Raw genomic sequence first — 19498 nt, 5'->3', positions numbered from 1 at the left:
CGTGCGCTGCTGCAGCGCTGGCGGGCCGAGGGCCTGCACGATCTGGCGCCGTTGGCGCAGCGGCCTGCTGCATGAGGTGTTTGCCGCGTGTCCACCCCGGACGGGGGACGGCCTGCCCGGCCAAGTGGGATACATTCGACAGAGGCTTTGCCCGGCCCGGCGGGCTGTCCACACGAGCGCGACGCTTGCCGCCGACACAGCTGCGTAGCGCTCGCGTTCGTGCTGAATTCATGTCAACGAAGATGTCGGGAAATCACAGAGGTCGGCCTTGATCGAAGTGCCGCAACGGGCGCTGGATGCCAAGGTGATGCTGCACAGCATTCGCCTGCTGCGTGCGGCTGCCCGTCTGCTGGGCAAGCGGCAACGCGCGCTGTTGAATTTCGAGGTCGAACTGACCCGCCTGCTGGGCCTGTTCGACCGGGACCACTATCTCGCGCAGATCGAGCTCGCCAGCCTGAACGGCATGACGCCGCTGCGCCACTACGTGCTGCATGGTGACGCGGCAGGCCTGTCGCCCAGTCCGCTGTTCGACATCCGCCACTACGACGCCCACTGCGGGCCGCGGCATGGCATCAACCGGCTGCTGCACTACGGGCTGGTGGCCAGCTACAAGGGGCTGTCGCCCACGCCCTGGTTTGACATCGACTACTACCTGCGCAGCAATCCTGATGTTGGCGCGCGGCCGATCGATGCGCTGAACCATTTCCAGCGCTGGGGCTGGCGAGAGGGGCGTAATCCGTTGCCGGGCCTGGACATGCGGCGGCTGCTGAATTCGCGCCCCGAGTTGCGCATGGTCAAGGGTAGCGTGCTGGCCTTGTTCGGTTCGGAGTGGATGTCGCTCTACATGCAGGAAGGCGCCAACCAGGCCACCTTGCGTGCGGTCGAGCGCCTGCCGCATTCGCGCGAGCCCGACATGCTGGACCCTGCACAGTGGGCCAATGTGCAGCCGCGCCGGTGGGCCAGCGCACCGGTGGTGGACGTCTTCGTGCCGGTCTACGGTGGCCTGCAGGAGACCTTGCGCTGCCTGCACAGCGTGCTGACCGCGCCGGTGCGCACGCCGCATCGGCTGGTGCTGATCAACGACGCCGGTCCGGTGCCGGAGCTCAATGCGATGCTGCGCAGCCTGGCTGCGCGCGACCTGTTCGTGCTGGAGCAGCATCGCAGCAACCAGGGCTTCGTGAAGACGGTCAACCACGGCCTGCGGCTGTGCCGCGACCGCGACGTCGTGATCCTGAACAGCGACACCGTGGTCTACAACGACTGGCTGGACCGATTGCTGGCGCATGCTGCCGAGCACCCGCGGCTGGCGAGCGTCACGCCCCTGTCAAACAACGCGACCATTTGCAGTTACCCCGAAACCCTGGGCGACAACCGCATTCCGCTGGAGCTCACGCCGCAGGAGATCGACCAGCTGGCCGCCGAGACCAACCGGTTGCAGCATGTGAAGGCCCCCACCGGCGTCGGCTTTTGCATGTACATGCGGCGCGAGGCGATCGCCGACATCGGCGGCCTGGACGAACGCAACTTCGGCCGCGGTTACGGCGAAGAAAACGACTGGTGCCAGCGGGCGATCCGCCGCGGCTGGTCCAACGGAATCGCCTGCGACATCTACGTGCGCCACGTGGGCTCGGTCAGCTTCAAGGGCGAGGCACTGGAGCGCACCCAGGCGGCGATGAAGACGCTGGCCAGGTTGCACCCCAAGTACGAGCCGGACGTGGTGCGCTACATCGCCGATGACCCGTCGTGGATGCACCGGGCCCGGCTGGACCTGGCACGCCTCGCGCGGCAATGCACGCAGCGCAATGTGCTGCTGGTCTGCCACAACCGCGGCGGCGGCACCGAGCGCCACCTGCTGGAGCAAAGCCGTGAACTGCTGAACGAGGGCTGCGGTGTGTTCGAGCTGCGGCCTTCGCCGCAGGCTGGCTGCGTTTCGCTGCTGCACCCGGGCCTGTTCGGTCTGCAAAACCTGGCCAACCTGCCGCTGCGGCCAATGGACATGCTGGTCGAGGCCTTGCAGCGGCTGCAGATCCATGAGCTGCACATCCACCACCTGATCGACTTCCCGTCCGAAACCGGTGCGCAACTGATCGAGGCGGCGCAGCGCCTGGGCATCGAGATCCGGCTGGCCGTGCATGACTACTACACGCTGTGCCCGCGGGTGAACCTGGTCAACCTGGAGGGCCGGTTCTGCGGCCTGCCTGGTGACGACGACTGCAACCGCTGCCTGACGCAGGACCAGCTGATCCAGCAGACCGGCACGATCCAGGTCTGGCGCAGCCAGGCGCGCCGGCTGCTGGAGGCGGCCAAGGTGGTCGTCGTGCCGTCCGAGGATGTGGCACGCCGGCTGACGATGCTGGCGTCCAGCAGCGCGGTGCGGGTCGCCCCGCACGAGGCGGATCCGCCGCCCAGGGTGTCGGCCTCGGTGCTGGTGCCGGCGGGTGAGCCGGTGCGGCTGATGGTGATCGGCGCGATCAACCGCATCAAGGGTTACGACGTGCTGTTGGGCTTGGCCGAAGCGGCGAGTCGGCGCGGCTTGCCGCTGGAGTTCTCGCTGCTGGGCTATTCGTCGGACGACGGCCGCCTGGCCGGCGCAGGTGTCAAGCTGCTCGGTCGGTACTTCGACAACGAACTCTCGGAGAAGATCAGCAGCTTCGACCCGCACCTGATCCTGGTGCCCTCGGTCTGGCCTGAGACCTACTGTTATGTGCTGTCCGGTGCCTTGCGCAGCGGCCGGCGCATCGCGGTGTTCGACCTGGGGGCGCAGGCCGATCGCACCCGCTTGCACGATGCCCAGCACCTGGTGCTGCCATTGCGCCTGGCCGACGAACCGGAAGAACTGGCCGAGGTGTTGCTGCGGGCGATGCGTGCACCGGACCCGGTGGGTGCGGCGCTCGGGCAGCAAAGCGCTGTGCGCACGGCCATGCGCCGCGAAGGCTGAGTCACTTGCTGTCACGTGCCTGTCGCCGGCCTGTCGCGTGCGGCAAGCCGTGGCATTCGCCTCGCAAAGCTGCACTTTCGCGGCTTGGCTGGCACAGGTGGGCTAGGTTAAAGTGCGAGACGCGCTGCCTTGAGGTTTTCTCGGGCGGCGCGCTTGCTTCTAGGTCTGCTTCAGCTCCTAAGCATTTGCTCTGCTCGTCACCGTGATCAAACGAACCCCCTGGCAAATTCAACGCGCCGTGATCTTTGCGCTGCTGATGCGCGAGATCAAAACCCGATTCGGCGGTCACTGGACGGGGGTGGTCTGGATGCTGGGGGCGCCGCTGGCGCAGGTGTTTGCGCTGGTGGCGGTCAACACCTTCCTGCGCGGGCGATTGACCCGCGGCACCTACGACTACGCGATCTTCCTGATCGTGGCATTGATTCCTTATCGGCTGTGTTCCGGCCTTTGGGGGCAGTTGATGAATGGCATCAATTCGAATGTGGGGCTGTTCAACTACCGGCAGGTGAAGCCATTCGACACGCTGATTGCGCGCACCATCCTGGAGGTTGCAACGGACCTCATCGTGTTTGTGCTGACCTTGTCGATCCTGGCGCGACTCAACTACTCGCCAATCCTGCCCGACAGCCTGATCGGCTACCTCGGCGCCTGGGCGGCTTTCATCCTGTTTGGCGCCGGCATGGGGTTGATGCTGGCGACGTTGATCGGTCCGCTGCCTCGCCTCGGCCTGGCGATCGGCTTGCTTTCGCTGCCGCTCTATCTGACGGCTGGGGTGATCTTCTCGGTCCACAGCTTCACCAGCGAAGCGCGCTACTGGCTGTTGTTCAACCCGCTGCTGCATCTGGTCGAGTTGGCGCGAGCAGCCTTCCTTCCGGGGTATCTGCCATTGCAGGGTGTCAACCTGGCCTATCCGATGATGTGGACGCTGACCTTGTGGGCCATCGGGGTCTGCATGTACTGGTTGCGCCGCGAGCGGCTGGCTGCCGGCGAATGAAGGTGCACCATGATTGAACTGGTCAACCTCACCAAGTACTTTCCCACGCCCACCGGGCGGCACTACGTTTTCAGGGACCTGAATTTCACCTTTCCCGACGGTGCCAGCATCGGATTGATGGGGCGCAACGGCGCCGGCAAGTCAACGCTGATGAGCATCATCGCCGGCGTGGTTTCGCCGGACAGTGGCCGGGTGCGGACCAACAACACGCTCTCCTGGACCGTCGGCATGGGCGGTGGCTTCCAGGGCTCGCTGAGCGCCCGCGACAACGTCCGGTTCGTCTGCCGGCTCTACAGTTCATCTCCTGCCGAGACGCGTGAGAAGGTCAAGTTCGTCGAGGACTTCGCCGACATCGGCAAGTTCTTCGACATGCCGATGAAGACCTATTCTTCGGGCATGCGCAGCCGCGTGACCTTCGGGCTGAGCATGGCTTTCGAGTTCGACTACTACCTGATTGACGAAGGCATGTCGGCCGGCGACCCCATCTTCAAGCGCAAGGCCGAGGCGGTCTTCAAGGACCGGGTCAAGAATTCGAACCTGATCCTGGTGTCGCACGTGGTCCGCGACATCCAGAACATGTGCGACGTGGTGGTGGTGCTCGAAGACGGGCAGGCCACGCTTTACAGCGACGTCAAGGAAGGTCTGGAGATTTACCAGAGCATGCAACAGCGCCAAAAATCTGCGCTTGGCCGGGGCCCTGTGGTACCGGCGGCGCTTCCCCCCGCGGCACCCTTGCCTGCCGGGGCCGACAACTCCTTGCCGCCTGCCACACCATGAAGTTCTTTGACATCGTCACGCCACGCCGCCTGGGCATGGCCCTGTTTGTGGTGCCCGCCGTGTTGGCCACGGTCTATTACAGCTTCGTCGCCGTTGACCGGTATGCCAGCCATTCGGTGCTGAGCATCCGCGACACCTCGTCCGGCGGGTCCAGCGGGGGCGGACTCTCGGCCGCGAGCCTGCTGCTGGGGGGCGGTGGGGCCCCGGTTTCGCTGTCGGATGCCTACATGCTGGAGAGCTACATGCACTCCATGGCGATGCTGCTGAAGATGGACAAGAAGTTCAATCTGCGGGCGCACTACAGCCAGCCCAAGCTGGACGTGTTCTACCGCATTTCGGCGGATGCCGAGCGCGAGAGGTTCCTCGACTATTTCAACAGCCGCGTGTCCATTGCGCACGATGAAATCTCCGGGCTGCTGACGGTTGAAGTGCAGGCGTTTGATCGGGAATTTGCGCAGAAGCTGGCGCAGGCCATGATCGACGAGGGTGAAAGTTACATCAACGAAAATGCCCACCGAGTTGCCCGCGACCGCATGGCGTTTTACGAGGGTGAGGAAGCGAGTTCGCTGAAACGAGTGCGCAGCGCCAAGGGCGATGTGCTGGCCTTCCAGACAAAATACAAGTTGCTGGATCCGCTGTCCCAGGCAGTGGCGGCCAACACGCTGACCGCCAGCTTGCAGGCAACCCAGGCAAAGCAGGAGGCCGACCTGAAGGCCGCGGAGGCCTTCATGAGCCCGGACAGCCTGCAGGTGCGCAGCTTGCGCAGTCAACTTGGGGCGACACAAGCCCAGTTGGAGGTGGAGCGACTGCGTGCCACAGCAGCGGTCAATGGCAGCCAGTTGCCCGCGCTTGCGATCGAATACCAGGGGCTGCTGCTGCAAGCCGGCTATGCCGAGGACGCCTACAAGAGTGCGTTGCTGTCGGTGGAGCAAGCCAGGCTGGAAGCATCGCGCAAGCTCAAGACAGTCCTGGTGCTGGAGTCGCCAACCTTGCCGGACCTGGCCCTCTATCCGCGCCGCATCATGGATTGGCTGACCGTGTTGGCCGTTTGCACCATGCTGTTCGCCATCGTCCGCCTGATCTATGCCACGGTGCGCGAGCACCAGGATTGAATGTCATGACCAAGTCTTTTGTCATCGCTTCGCTGACTGCCCTGTGCGTCATGGTGGTGTCGCCCCTCGTGCAGGCACAGCAGAGCATCACCTTGCCGCCGGGGGTGACGCTGGGTGCGCAGAGCCCGCAGGGTTCCGCAGCGCAAAGCGTGGTTCTACAGGCCCCCTCTGTGACGCCACCGCCAGCCAGCACGCCTTTGCCAGCCATGCCGAGTGATGGCGGGATGGGCAAGCCGGTGGTGTTCGGATCGCAGATCTTCAGCGGCCGCTTTGCGCAGTCCAGCAGCGGCTTCAATCCTGACTACCAGATCGCCGTCGGCGACCGAGTCAGCATTCGCATGTGGGGCGCTGTCACCCAGGATGGCGTGCAAACGGTCGACGCGCAGGGCAACATCTTCCTGCCGAACGCTGGCCCGATTCGCGTGCTGGGTGTGCGCAACGAAGACCTGAATCGGCAGGTCGATGAACTGGTCAAGAAAACCTTCAAGGCCAACGTCGGCGTTTACGCGACGCTGGAGGCAGCCCAGCCGGTGAAGATCTACGTCACCGGTTTCGTGCGAGCTCCGGGCCTCTATGGTGGCCTGTCGTCAGACACCGTACTGACCTACCTCGACCTGGCCGGCGGCATCGATCCGGACCGTGGCAGCTATCTCTCGGTGCAGGTGCTGCGCGGCGGCAAGCCGCGGGCAACCTTCGATCTCTACCGCTTCCTGCTTGACGGCAAGATCGACCGCATTCAACTGCAGGACGGCGACACCATCGTGGTGAAGCCGCGCCAGTACGCGGTCATGGTGCAGGGCGAGGCCCAGAATGCCTACGTGTTCGAGTTGCCCCGGCAATCGGTTCCGGCATCCGAGATTTTTGCCCTGGCGCAGCCCAAGGCGGATGCCACCCATCTCAGCATCGTGCGCAACACCGGGGTGGAACTGAAGAGCGAGTACTACCCGCTGGGCAGCGCCTCGAATGTGCAGATCCAGAGCGGCGATCTGGTGACCTTTACCGCCGACAAGTACGCCACCACCTTGCTGGTGAGAATCGACGGCGCGCAACTGGGTGAGCGTGCCCTGGTGATGCCCAATGGGGCAAAGCTCAAGGATGTGATCGCACGGCTGTCGCCTTCACCGCAAGCCGACCTGAGCTCGCTGCAGCTGTTCCGAAAGTCCGTGGCTGTGCGGCAGAAACGTTCGCTCGACATCTCCCTGCACAACCTCGAAACCGCCGCGCTGACGGCACGTTCTTCGACCAGCGAAGAAGCAGCGCTGCGTCAGGTCGAAGCCAACCTGATGCTTCAGTTCATCACCCGGGCCCAGCAGATACAACCCTTGGGTCAGGTGGTGCTGAGTGATCGCGAGCAGGCCGATCAGCTGCCGCTGGAAGATGGTGATCTGGTGGTCGTGCCTGAGCGCAGCAACATGGTGCTGCTCAGCGGCGAAGTGCTGTTCCCGAACGCGCTGGTGTACCAGCCCAATGCGGCGGTGGACGACTACATTGCCCTGGCTGGCGGCTACACCCAATCGGCCGACACCTCCAAGCAGATCCTGTTGCACCGCAATGGCAGCGTGGCGCCCCCCGGCACCACGCCCAAGCCGGGCGACGAGATCATGATCCTGCCGAAGATCGAATCCAAGAGCATCGAGGTGGCGCGTGGCATCACGCAGATCCTTTACCAGATCGCGATCGCGGCCAAGGTGGCGATTGGCTTTTAACTGCCAGTGACATCGTGTCTGGCTGCGCAAGCGGCCGGCAGCGTATCCAACCGCTCCCTGGCGCACTGCCCGGGCTGGTTGTCAAAGTTGGAGGGAGCCTGTGCCTGTTGCCCGGATCACGTTGGAGCGCCATTGGCCTGGGTTGCTGGAGGGTTGGTCCGCCGATGCCTCGGTTAGTCCGGGCGAGCTTCAGTTGCTGCTGTGCGGCAAGCCTGTGGTGGACGCCGTGCTGCAACGTCATTCGCGCGCGGATGTCAGGGCTGCACTGGGAGGTCACGGGGACGACGCCTATGGTTTCAGTGTCTACCTGACGCCTCATCTGGCGCGCCGCGCAGCGGCAGGCGATTTGCGCCTGCGCCAGGGCAGTGTTGAATTGGCCTTGCCAGTTGCCGGCTCCATGGAGCAATGGGCCAACTCCCTGCGCGAACTGCCTGATGGCGATGTGCGCGAGGAAAGCTTGCTTTGGTTGATGCACCATGTGGCGGTGGCCGGTGGCCCCTCTAAGTCGTTGGGGCTTGCTGGCGACTGGCTCCGGCAGGAGGCCCGGGCTCGGCATCTGGAACACGAACTGACACAGCCTGACTCGGCACTGGCCCGGCATGTGCCGTCCCCATTGCGTGGCCAGATCGAGTCCATGGATGGGCTGGTGCTGACCGGGTGGCTGCATCTGGACGCCACCTCGGGGCAGGCGCTTTGCTTGCGGACTCCTTCGGGTAAATTGACAGCCAGTGTCATCCGCGTTCATCGCGAAGATGTGCGTGCGGCACTGGGGCTGCAAGATCCCATGCTCGGATTCGAGCTGGAACTGCCCGCAGGCATCTGGCGGCATCGGGATTCGGCGGGCGCCTGCCAGTTTCGGCTGGCCGTCGGGTCACGATCCTTGCCGCCTCTACCCAGGCGGTTGGACGCCAGCCACCTCGTGAGTCACTTCGGCCGGTTGGCGGCGTTGTCGGTTCTTGAGCTGGCGGGTTCCGAGGGGCAGTACCAGGTGATGCAAGCGCTGGAGCACCTGGCCGCGGCCGAGGCGTGGGATCTGCTGCCGGATGACTTGATGCGTTTTGCCAGGCTGCAGGCCGGCCGCTTTGGCTTGACGAACTTGTTGCCCGCTCAGGCCACTTTGCCTGAGCGCTCGCCGATGGTGCTGCCGCAACCTGACCAGGTGACGATGCGACAACTGCAACGCGCCCTCAGCGACGCGATGGGGCAGCCTGGTGCCACGGCAGCGACCAGCCTGAAAACCGTGCTTGCGCGTCATCCCGTGGCGGGCGAGGTGCAGGACCGTTTTCTGCGGGCGCTGATTCCTGTCTTTGCCGGTCAGCGGGACTATGCCAGCCTGCGGCCACTGTTGCGCGTCAGTCAGTTGCGGGAACTGGCGGACTCGGGCGAGGTATGGTCCTCGTCTCAGTTGTTGCCGGAGCTGGTGGCGACTTCTGACTACGACGCAGCGGCGACGCTGGTCAAGCGACTTGTGAAGGGCAAGTCTGGCTGGCTCAACACTGAATGTGTTGGCCAGGCGGCAGACCTGCTGTTGCAGGAACTGGGCTGCTCGCCCGTTGCCGACCGACAGGCGCTGAAACTGGTCGGGAAATTCCTGGCCTTCTTGGCCTCCATGAGCGAAGCTGGTTACTGGGGGCGTTTGCACGACGAGCACATCGTGGATGCGCAGGTCTCGCTTTTGCTGCTGGCGGTCGTGCTGCCGGCAGATGCCGCTTACGCTGTCCTTCAATCCTGCCTGAAGCTTTTTGCGCTGGTCCCCAGCTTCTGGGCGCGACTGGACAGTCGCTGGCCTGCGGGTCTGCCGTGGCCCCCTGAGTTGCGCTCGGCTCATCGTGGTTTTGTATCACTGAGCGAGGGCCTGAAGTCGGGCTTGTCGCCTACACGTGCGCAAGCCCTTTTGCTGCAACTGCAGCCTTTCCGGGCCTGCGGCAATATCGACGTGCCGCAGTTCTCACGGGACATTCTGCAGGCAGCAGTGCCCCAACTGGATGCCGAAGCCGCCGCGGAGGCGCAGCCTTTGTGGGCTGAGACCGAGGGCTTGGGTGTGTCTGAATCCTTGCGGTTGGCGGCGCATCCGTTGTTGCCTCCCCCGCTGCTGGCCGGGCAGTGCGACTTGGTTGACCGCATGAGGGCTGCAGGTGGGGTGACGCAGCGGGCCGGGCGAGAACTGCAGCAGCAGTTGCTCCGCGAGCTGCGCGCATTGGCCAGCGATGCCACGCAGCCTTTGCCGTCGCTCGCGACATGCCGTCGCTTGGCGGGGGCTGCCCACGACTTTGTTGGCGTGCAATTGGCGGCGTGGCGCTGGTACATCGGCCGGGTTCGCTGGGACGCTGCGCAGGTTGACGCCGAATTGTCGGAATTGCGGGCCTGGTGGATGGCCGCGCACATGAGCTTGCCCGTCACGCCGTGTGGCGCCGTGATCGACAAGCCTTCTCATGCTGTGCCGGCGGCACTGTGCAATGCGTTGCTGCTGCTGCAGGCAACGCCGGCAGCCAAGGGCAGTCTGCAAGAAAGCCTCGTCCAGGAATTTCTGTCAGCGCTGCCGGCGGACGACACCTGGGCGTTGACCTTGCCAACGCGCGAAGCGTTGCGCTTTGTCTCGCCGGCATGGTCTTCTCGCACATTGGTAGTTGTCTACTCTTGCCGCGCCAATCTGGCCACGCGGGTCGAACGCATCCGGCAGACCTGGGGCCGGGACCTGACCGCGAGGGGCATTCCCTGGCTCGTTGCGGTGGGCGAAGGTCACGGTCAGATTGAGCCGGACGGGGTGCTCGGTCTGCGGGCGTCGGACCATTACGAAGATCTGCCGGCCAAGAGCCTGGCCTTGATCGATTGGGTGTGGCGTCACACCGACTTCGACCACCTCTACAAGATCGACGACGACTGCCACCTAGCGGTGGATGCGTTTTTCGATCTTTGCCCTCATTGGGGGGCGCACTACCTCGGTCGGCCCTTGCATCGGGCCGAAGGCGGCACCGACCGGCGCTGGCACCAGGCAAAGTCGCACGATGCCCGCGCAGCGAACGCGATCGACAAGTCGCCCGAGCCCTCGGTGTATGCCGACGGCGGCACGGGCTACCTGCTGTCGCGCTTGGCCATGGGGCGGCTGTGCAAATTGCTGCAGACCACTCGCGGCGCGCGCCTGACCCGCAGTGTCTTCATGGAAGACAAGCTGGTGGGCGACCTGCTTCGGGCAGCCGATATCCCACTGACGGATGCTGGCTACGAGACTTTGCTGCGCCGCAAGCTGGGGCACAACGCTGTGCCGGTGAATTGCTGGCAGAACACCTTCTATCCTGGCCCCCTCAGCCCGACGATGCTGACGCACCTGGACGATGCCAAAACACTGGATACCATTCACCAAGGCTTGACCCAGGCCATCGTGGCGCCATTGCGCATCTGGCCCACTTGCCAGGCACCCAGCCTGACGGATCGGCACGGCAAGGCCTCGGGCCAACTGGAGTTGTTGTCACCTGCATCGCTGTTGAGGGCCCTGCATGAGCAGGCTGAGCTGCTGGTGGTGGCCGTGGCACGCAACGAGCGGGTGCTGATGCCGCATTTTCTCCAGCACTACCGCAAACTGGGTGTGCGCCACTTCGTTCTGATCGACAACCTCTCGGACGATGGCACGCGCGAGTATTTGCTGGCTCAGCCGGACGTTGTGCTCTATTCCGTCGATTCGCAGTACCGGCTGTCTCACTATGGCGTGGCTTGGCAACAGGCGGTGCTGGCGGCCCACGGGCTGGGTCGCTGGGCGGTGTTGGCCGACATCGATGAATTCATGGTCTTCGAGGGCTGCGAGCAAACGCCGCTGCTGGCCTGGTTGCAGCAGCAGCAGGCGCAAGGTTTCGATGGCGTGCGCGGTGGCATGATCGACATGTATCCCGCCGGCAGCCTGGCCTCGGCGGACTTCGAACACGTCGCGCCATTTGATGCCGCGCCGTATTTTGATCGCCAACCCCTGCTGCCGTGGCGACTGGGCAGCGGCTGGTATTCGAACGCGCCCAGCACCGTGAGCGCGCTGCGGCATCGGCTGATTCCCGGCTCCGCACCCAACCAGTACACCTCGCAGAAGCTGATCGCCTTGCGCTACATGCCCTGGGTGCGCCTGTCGCAGGGGGTGCACTACGCGTCTGGCGTGAAGGTGTCGCCCCAGCATGCTTGGCTGGCGCACTTCAAGTACCACGCAGGCTTTGCCCGCAAGGTGCAGGAGGAGGTCGCGCGCAAGCAGCATTTCAATGGGGCGGAGGAATATCGCCAATACATGTCGCTGCTGGCCGAGGCCAGTGGCACGCTGTATTCGACCTCGCATTCCATGCGCTATGTGGACAGCTCTTCGTTCACAGGCCTGATGCCGGACATTGGGCTTCGCTAGCTCAGTGAAGGAGAATCGGTTCATGAGGCCCGACCCCTTTTTCCTTGTCGGTTGTGTCCGTTCAGGCACAACAATGCTGCGCGATCTGCTGCGCCGCCATCCCAATCTGGCATGCCCGGAAGAAACACATTTCTACCGCTGGGGTGACCCTATGGGCACCGACAACCTGCGCAAGGTGCTGTCCAGCAACCCAGTGCTGCGTGAGCACCGCAAGATCGACCAGATTCAGGAGTCTGAATTCACGCGCATGATGGAGCAAAGTACCTCGCGTGCCGACCTGTACCAGCGCTACATGCAGTGCTACATCGAGCGCAACAAGCCGCAGGCGAGGCGTTGGTTCGACAAGACGCCGCAGAACGTCTATGGCGCGATGCTGATGGCCTGCTCGATGCCGGATGCCCGCTTTGTTCACATCGTGCGCAATCCGCTGAACGTCGTGGCCAGCCTGCGCCTGGGCAAGGTCATCAAGGTCGGCGCCTTGCTGGGTGCCATCAACTACTGGACCGAGGCCGAACACATCATGCGCGGGCTGAAACAAGCCTTCCCGGACCGGGTCTACGAAATGCGCTATGAAGACCTGATGGACGATGGTCCGGGCCACACACGCCTGCTGATGTCTTTCCTCGGCGAAGCCTATGACCCTGCCTGGTTTGCCGACTTCGTCATGACCCCTTCAGACCATCGAGGTGCAGAGGTGCTCTCGCCCGAGGATACTCAAGTCGTGCTGCAGGCCTGCGAGGCCGGCATGCGCCGGCACGGTTACCTGCCGGCGGCGGGCGGCGCAGTGCAGGCTTGACCGGCAGCAGCATGTCTTTGCAGGTGCAGACACGCCCCCGTGTGCTGCTGGTCTGCTTCAACCGCCTGGTCCCGGCGGACCAGGGCAACTCGCGGCGCATCCTGCAGCTGTTGCGCATCTATCGGGGCCTGGGCCACGAGGTGGACCTGCTTTATCACGCTGATGAAGGGCACGACGTGGCCCTTTCGCAGGCCATGCGAGCCCAGTTCGGCCTGGTGCGGGTGGTGCCCTCTCGGGCCAGCAAGCGCATTGGCACGGATCACGCCTGCCGCCTTTCGGACTGGTATGACAAAGGGCTGGAGGCCCCGGCGCTGGAACTGCATCGCCTGCGTGCCTACCGGGTGGTGCACGTCAACTACGTCTGGTATGCGCCGCTGCTTCAATGTTTCGACGCCAGTGTGACCAAGGTGCTGGACAGCCATGACTTGTTTGCCGACCGCGCGGCCCGGCATGTCGAGGCTGGCCTGCCGCCGGCCTGGTTCAGCACCACGCGCGCAGAAGAGGATCGCGCTTTCGAGATGGCTGATGTGGTCCTGGCCATTCAGCAGGAAGAAGCCCGCGAGATGGCGGCGAGAGCGCATCGTCACATCCTGTACCTGCCCTGGGTGGAGGTCGCGGCGCGAGACTTTCTGCCGCGCAAGGGTGGGCCCGACAGCGCCGCAGGTGGCGTGCTGACACTGGGTTACCTGGGCAGCGGCAACATGTGGAATGTGCGCAGCCTGCAGGCGTTGGTCGAGGCGCTGGGGCGTACTTCCCTTCGGGAGCGTGCGCCCTTCCAGGTGATCGTGGCGGGCAGCCTGGCCTGGCATGCTGCCAAGCTGGGCAACACGCCTGGGTTGGTGCCCTATGGCTTCGTGAAGGAACTGAGCGGCTTTTATGCCTCTGTCGACGTGGCGCTCAATCCCATGGTGGGCGGTACCGGCCTGAAGATCAAGACGGTGGAGCCGTTGGCCTATGGCTGTCCGGTGCTGGCCACCCAGGCTGGCATTCACGGCATGAGCCAGGTCTGGCAACTGCCGGTGTTCGAGTCACCGGTCGAGTTGGCGGAGTTCCTGGTGACGGAACTGGCGCCGGGGGCTGCTGGGGGGCTCACGCGGCTGCGTGAGCAGGCGCTGCGCACGCGCGTGGCCTGGCAGGCGGAGTGTGACCGGCAGGCCGGGTACTTCACGCGCTGGCTGGCGCATCGTCTGGCGCTGCCCGCAGGGGAGCCTGTCGGGGCCTGATCGCTCGCAGGCGGCAGGGCGGCCGCCACTTGCCGCCCTTTTGTCGCTCAGGACTTCAGCAAGCCCTCCGCGGGCCTGACGGCGGCAGAGTCAGGGAAGACGTCTCGTTCGATCACCGCGCTGGCAACCTTCAGGTGATCGCCCAGCAAGGCTTTCATCGGCGCGCGCAAATCGGTCGTCACCTTCAGGTCTCGGCCCTCGAATCGCTGGGCTGCGGCCAGTCCTGGCCAGTCGGCGATCACCCGCCCGCCGCGAACCGCGCCACCGAGGAGAAAGGCGGCGGCGCCGGTGCCGTGATCGGTGCCGCGGGTGCCGTTGACTTCCACTGTGCGGCCGAACTCGGTGGCGACCATGACGACGGTTCGGTTCCAGGCGTTCTTGGCGCTGGGCGCCGTCAGTCCCGCGCGCAAGGCGGCCAGTCCGGCATCCAACTGCCGCAGGTTGGCGGACAGGCGGCCCTTGGGCGCAGCCTGGTCTGCATGGCTGTCCCAGCCTTCGATTTCCAGCACGGCGACCTGCGGCCCCTGGTCCTGCGCCAGAAACTCGGCTGCGCGTGTGCAAAGCGCCGGGAACGCTGCGACGGCTTTGCCGCCGGCCATGTCACTGGCCATGGCGTCGCCTTCGGGGCCCTCGCGCAAGCCCCTGGCGCGCTGCAGTGCGCCAGCCAGCGCCGCGTCGTCGCCATACATGCGCGACAGGCGCTGCAGCAGGTCATCCGAAGGGTCGGGCATGCGTGACGGTGCCCAGGTGTCGATGTTGCGGCTGCCGCGCAGCACCAGCGGCACGGCCGTGTTCATGGCCAGACCCTTGCGAGCGTCCGCCTGAAGCGCACGCCCCAGCCAGCCGTCCTTCAGCTGGTAAGGCTGCGTGCCACCGGACTCCAGCACCTGCTGGGCGTCGAAGTGCGAGCGTTCGTGGTACGACAGGCCGACGGCGTGCAGCACAGCGGCTTCGTTGCGCTGGTACATGCCGTGCAGTTCGGTCAGCGCCGGATGCAGCGCGAACACGCCTTGCAGCGGCAGCGGCGCGCTGGCGTATTCGGCCAGGGGGCCACGAGCGCTCGCGAAAGCCGGGTCGCCGACGGCTGGCACCGCATACAGGCCGTCCAGCCCGCCGCGCAGGATCACGAAGGCCAGTCGCGGGCCGCCAGGCTGGCCGGGTCCGGCCAAGGCCAGTGTGGACGCTGCGCCCAGCAGCGCACCTGCGCTGGCGGCGCGCAGCAGGGTACGTCGCGAAAACGAAGGGGGTGAGTCGAGTGAGGTCATGACCATTCTCCTGACGAGGCGCGGCAGCTTCAGCGGCGCTGGAATTCGGGCGACATCAGCAGCAGCGACAAGGCCTGTGCGCCATCTGCTGCCCGGGCGAGTTGCTGGCCGGTTTCTGCGCTCAGCAGCGGCCCCATGCCGTCCCGTGCCAGCAAGCGGGCGTCCAGCGCGGTGCCGAACCGGGTCACCAGCCCGGTGCTCCATTCGATGCGCTTCCACAGCGCGTCCGGCCCCAGCCAGTCCTCGGCTTTGTCGGGCCAGCCTGCAGGCGAGGGGGGCTCGTGCAGCACCTGGCCCATCACCGAGACCTGTCCGTCGCGGGCGGGCTGCAGCCAGCGTTGGTCCAGCCGCAGCATGCGGGCGCTGGAGATGGCGAATTCTTCGGGCGTCTTCAGCTTGACCAACTGCGGCTGCCATGCTTGCGGCGAGGCCAGCAAGGCCTGGTACATCGCCGGCAGCTCGCCCTGGCTGTCGAGGTAGGCGGTGGCCAGGCGGCTGACCAAGGCGGGCGGTGGATCATCGGCGACGAAATGCCGGGCCAGCTTGGTGGCCAGGAAATGCGCGGTTGCCGGGTGCAGCGACAGGTCGTGCAGCACCATGTCCAGCGCCTGCTGGCCCGCAGGGTAGGTCTTGCCAAGCAGGTGCTTGTCGCCGGGTTCGTGCCGGTTCAGCTCGAACGCCACCGGCGCGCTGGCATCTGCGCGGTCCGCCGTGGTCCACCCGGTCAGCACGCGCGCAAATTCGGTCACGTCCGCCTGGGCGTAGGCCACCTGGCCGTTGGTGCCGGGTCGGCTGCTTTCCGCGCCCAGCGTGTGCAGCTCCAGCACCTCGCGTGCCAGGTTCTCGTTCAGGCCGGTGGCTCTGGGCTTCTTGTCGCCTGGTGGCTGGCGCATGGCGGCGCGCGAATGCGGCCCGACCGAGCGCTGGTTGTCCAGGTAACGCAGCATGGCCGGGTGCAGTGTCGAAGCGCGCAGCAGGTCCTGGAACTTGCCGGCGATGTGGGGGCGAATCGCGTCGCGCTCGAATGCGCCGATCAGGCCGCGAACCTTGGCCGCCTGGCCAGACACGCTGAAATGGTTGATCCAGAACAGCGCCAGGCGTTCGGCGAACGGGCGCCTGGTCTGGCTGGCGGTCAGCAGCCGGGCGTAGACGTCCTGTGCCGCGATGTCGCGCTGCGCTTCGCGGGCGGCGGCGTCCACGCGATTGGGATCATCCTTTTTCTTGCCAGGGGACATCTCGGCACGGGCCTTGGCATGGGCGGCCATCGCGGCTGCATCCGGAATCGCCACGCCCTGGCGCGCCGCCTTGCGGGCGGTTTCGGCGCGCGCCCGCATCGCTTCAGCGGTGCTGGCCAGCGCTTCGCCCTGCTGTGGGTCGGCCGGGCCGATCTGGGCCCGCAGCCAGGCCAGCGGGTCGGGGCCGACCACGGCCAGATCGGGCTCGCCCAGACCGAAACGGTGCGCGGCCAGGGCTGTTTGAAGCGAAGGGGACATCGGTCACTCCGGTTGCGGTCCGCAGGCCATCTCCCGCCAACCGCTGCCTCGTGGCAGACCGTCCCCAACGTTTGAAACCCCGGTTGCGCCGACACGGCGATCAGGCCGGGCCTTCGGGGTCATGCCTGGGATCAGGCCTTGGGCTTGGCCTCGCGGCCTTCGGCGGCCGGCTTGGTCGCCCGTGGCGGAGCGGCCACCTTGCGTACGGCCTTGGGGCCGGCGTCGGGCTTGCTCGACATTGAGTCTGGGGGCGCCGAACTTGCTGCGGCATGGGCCTCCCGCCGCTTGAGGCGCGTGGCTTCGCGTTGGCGCTCCGCTTCCATTTCCTCTTCGGTGCCGTAGCCGTGCATCAAGCGACCGGTCTGGCACAACGAACGGACCTTGGCGAGTTCCTCGTCCGTCAGGATGCCGGCATCCTCGTGCCGCACCTCCTTCGTCACCACGTCGGCAAAATGTGCCGCATCGAAGGGCTCGCCAAGAAAGGCCAGCACGTCCCGAATGCCATCCAGTGGACTGACCGTGAACGCCTCATAGTTCAGCGTGAGCACGCGCTTCGGGTAGGCCCGCTGCAGCAGTGCCAGGTTTTCGATGGCCTCGTTCCAGTAACTGCAGGCACCGACCAGATCGTCCATTTTCATGACCTTGCCGATGCGCAAGCTGGCAACCACGTTGACAGGGTTGCGCACGATGTGCAGGAACTTGCCACGCGGAAACTCGCCGGCAAGCATCGCTGCGCCATAGGCGTTTTGCGGTGACTTGTCGAACCAGCGCTTGGCGGTCGGCTTGCGCACTTCGGCAAAGCGCTGGATGTAGCGCGTGCACAGGTCGGCCCGGCTGGTCGAGTCATTCAACATGGTCTCGAATTCCGCCTCGCTGATGCCATCCAGTTCACGGTGGCGGCGAAGGACGGGATTCTTGGTCACCACATGGCGATAGCCGGGGCTGCCAAATGGATCGCTCCAGCGGAAGAAATGGGTTTCCTCAGGGCTCGCCAGATTGGGATGCAGCCGCAGGATGTTGCGCAGCATCGTGGTGCCGGAACGAACGCAGCCAATGATGAAAAATGGCGTGTTGGAGGGCCGAGGGGAAGCGGCAGACGTCATGGAGGGTTCAGATGGGGGCGCAGCCGGGCATGCGTTGGCAGCATATCATCGCGACTCGGCATGCTGCTTTCCATCGAAATCCCGTCGAGAGGCCTGCCATTGACCCGGTTTGAGGTGACAAAGTTGAGACCAGTCGATCCATCACGCGTTGTCAAGCTGAGGCAGCTGACGCTGGAACTGCGTTCATTGCAGGGTCGCATGAACAAGACCGTGGACGAGCTTTGCGCGCTGGTGGGCGCTGGGCCGTGTCAAGAAGCGGGCGAGCAGGGCCTCCGGCAGGAATTGTTGTTTGTCCCCGCATGTTTCGAGTTGCCCGAAGCAGCACCTGTTCGGCTCCAACCTGCGAGTGGAACCGCGGTAGCGGCCGGCGTGTCGCTCTACAGCGATCGCCGCGGCGGCTATCTGCAGGTCCTGCAGCAGCCGCTGGCCCTCGGAACGAATGCAGGCCCTGGGCTTGGCTATGGGTTGGTGGCGCAGGTCGCCGAATTTGACGGGACCTGGTTGTCACTGGCCTTCGATGCTCGATCGCTGGTGGCCCAAAGCCGTCCAGGGAAAGCACTGCTGATGCTGTCAGCGCAAGTACAGACAACGCCTGCGATGACGGCCAAGTTGCGCTGCGACTGGACGGTGAGTGGCGAAAAGCGGCAACGCGACTTTGAGTTGCCTGCCGATGCCGACATGAGCTTCGACCTGGATCTGGGGCCGTGGGTGCCGGCAGAAGTCTCGCAGTTCGCCTTCCATGTGATCTTTGCACCTGAGGTCCGCAGCACGATGAGTTTGCGGCGACTTTCTGCTGTGCTGCTGATCGATGAGGCGACAGAGTCGGCGCTGGCTGCTTCGTCGGATTCCGACGGCATTTTCGAGGTGGCGCCGTGAGCGTCGTGGCCATGGCGGCGCACGGCGCGCGAATCGATTGGGCCAAGGCCCGTGTGATCGGGTTTTCGGTTCCGGCAGATGCGGGCGAGGTCTTCGACGTGGTCGAGCTCGCGCTGGACGATCGCGTGGTATCCACCGCGGTGGCCAATCGCTCGGTGTTCGAGCTGGCGCAGGCCTTGGCGGGGTTGCCGCTGCCGTCGCGCGAAGCGTGTGCGTTCGAGCTGCGCGTGCCTTCGGGCAGTCTGCTGCCATCGCAGTTGGGCCAGGACAGCGTCCGGCTCACGGTGCGCAGCACGCGTGGCGACCTCGTGTTCGAACATGCGCTGCAAGGCCCGCAGGAATTGCTGCACATGGCCGACGGTGCGCCGTTGGACCTGCTGTACGAAGTGCAGTTCCGCGGTGTGCGCGATGGCGCATTGCACGGGGTAGTGCTGGACAAGCTGGGAAGCGGCAGGCAGCCAACTCTGTACTGGCGACTCAACGAAGGGCCCCCGGAGCGGTTGTGGCTGGACAGCGCTGGCGACGCGCGCGCGCATTTCTTCCTCTGTGACCTGCCGGTCAAGGTGCTGAGCGAAGGGCGCAACCTGCTGCACGTGACCGGCCGCGATGGCCAGCCGCTGGCGGTCTACCCGATCCAACTCGGGGCGCAGGGCGAGAGCGAACTGCAGCGCCGCGTGGTGGCGCTGGAGGCCCAGGTCGGTTTCCTGAACCACTTGATGATGTCCCAGCCCAGTGAGGCACTGCCTGCCCGGTTGGCGCTGCTGAAGAGCGAGATCGTCGGCATCTGCTCCGAGATGCTGACGATGCAGCGGGCCAACTTCGAGCGCGAGGCCCTGGCTGCGG

The 19498-nt window shown here is 65.2% G+C and carries 13 protein-coding genes; 10 read left to right on the top strand and 3 right to left on the bottom strand.

Annotation, left to right across the window (positions count from 1 at the left end; translation table 11 throughout):
• The first annotated feature begins 277 nt into the window (after nucleotides 1-277).
• From FKP22_RS04340 to FKP22_RS04305, 8 genes are all read left to right on the top strand, one after another.
• Nucleotides 278-2938, top strand: a complete 2661-nt coding sequence (locus tag FKP22_RS04340) for a glycosyltransferase (RefSeq protein WP_231010249.1) — start codon at nucleotides 278-280, stop codon at nucleotides 2936-2938.
• Between the two features lie 238 nt (nucleotides 2939-3176).
• Nucleotides 3177-3932, top strand: coding sequence for an ABC transporter permease (locus FKP22_RS04335; protein ID WP_141285538.1), 756 nt, complete (start codon nucleotides 3177-3179; stop codon nucleotides 3930-3932).
• 9 nt (nucleotides 3933-3941) lie between these two features.
• Nucleotides 3942-4709, top strand: a complete 768-nt coding sequence (locus FKP22_RS04330) for an ABC transporter ATP-binding protein (RefSeq protein ID WP_141285536.1) — start codon at nucleotides 3942-3944, stop codon at nucleotides 4707-4709.
• Nucleotides 4706-5821, top strand: coding sequence for a KpsE/RkpR family capsule polysaccharide export protein (locus FKP22_RS04325; protein WP_141285534.1), 1116 nt, complete (start codon nucleotides 4706-4708; stop codon nucleotides 5819-5821). The genes FKP22_RS04330 and FKP22_RS04325 overlap by 4 nt, the downstream gene beginning before the upstream one ends.
• Nucleotides 5822-5826: 5 nt before the next feature.
• Nucleotides 5827-7527 carry a polysaccharide biosynthesis/export family protein gene (locus tag FKP22_RS04320; protein ID WP_141285532.1) on the top strand — a complete coding sequence of 567 codons (1701 nt, stop codon included), beginning with the start codon at nucleotides 5827-5829 and terminating at the stop codon, nucleotides 7525-7527.
• Nucleotides 7528-7627: 100 nt separating this feature from the next.
• Nucleotides 7628-11899, top strand: a complete 4272-nt coding sequence (locus FKP22_RS04315; protein ID WP_141285530.1) for a glycosyltransferase family 2 protein — start codon at nucleotides 7628-7630, stop codon at nucleotides 11897-11899.
• Between the two features lie 22 nt (nucleotides 11900-11921).
• Entirely contained in the window at nucleotides 11922-12695 is a 774-nt protein-coding gene (locus FKP22_RS04310) for a sulfotransferase family protein (RefSeq protein ID WP_141285528.1), read from the top strand.
• Between the two features lie 23 nt (nucleotides 12696-12718).
• On the top strand, nucleotides 12719-13918 hold the full coding sequence (locus FKP22_RS04305; protein ID WP_170200740.1) for a glycosyltransferase: 1200 nt from the start codon (nucleotides 12719-12721) through the stop codon (nucleotides 13916-13918).
• Between the two features lie 47 nt (nucleotides 13919-13965).
• Here the strand turns inward: FKP22_RS04305 and FKP22_RS04300 are convergent, their stop codons facing one another.
• The 3 genes from FKP22_RS04300 to FKP22_RS04290 all read right to left on the bottom strand — a co-directional run bounded on the left by FKP22_RS04300 (nucleotide 13966) and on the right by FKP22_RS04290 (nucleotide 17779).
• Nucleotides 13966-15183, bottom strand: coding sequence for a DUF1501 domain-containing protein (locus tag FKP22_RS04300; protein ID WP_170200739.1), 1218 nt, complete (start codon nucleotides 15181-15183; stop codon nucleotides 13966-13968).
• Between the two features lie 29 nt (nucleotides 15184-15212).
• On the bottom strand, nucleotides 15213-16676 hold the full coding sequence (locus FKP22_RS04295) for a DUF1800 domain-containing protein (protein WP_141285522.1): 1464 nt from the start codon (nucleotides 16674-16676) through the stop codon (nucleotides 15213-15215).
• Between the two features lie 131 nt (nucleotides 16677-16807).
• On the bottom strand, nucleotides 16808-17779 hold the full coding sequence (locus FKP22_RS04290; protein ID WP_141285520.1) for a sulfotransferase family protein: 972 nt from the start codon (nucleotides 17777-17779) through the stop codon (nucleotides 16808-16810).
• Between the two features lie 60 nt (nucleotides 17780-17839).
• Here FKP22_RS04290 and FKP22_RS04285 point away from each other — a divergent pair, with 60 nt between their 5' ends.
• Both FKP22_RS04285 and FKP22_RS04280 read left to right on the top strand, forming a co-directional pair.
• On the top strand, nucleotides 17840-18655 hold the full coding sequence (locus FKP22_RS04285; protein ID WP_141285518.1) for a hypothetical protein: 816 nt from the start codon (nucleotides 17840-17842) through the stop codon (nucleotides 18653-18655).
• Nucleotides 18652-19498, top strand: an 847-nt coding sequence (locus FKP22_RS04280) for a hypothetical protein (protein ID WP_141285516.1), incomplete at its 3' end; no start/stop codon positions are given. The genes FKP22_RS04285 and FKP22_RS04280, both read left to right, overlap by 4 nt.

This window comes from Ideonella azotifigens (assembly GCF_006519715.1).
GTDB lineage: Bacteria > Pseudomonadota > Gammaproteobacteria > Burkholderiales > Burkholderiaceae_C > Ideonella > Ideonella azotifigens.
Note: the sequence above shows the minus strand (reverse complement) of the source record. Positions and strands in the feature narration are given on the sequence as shown.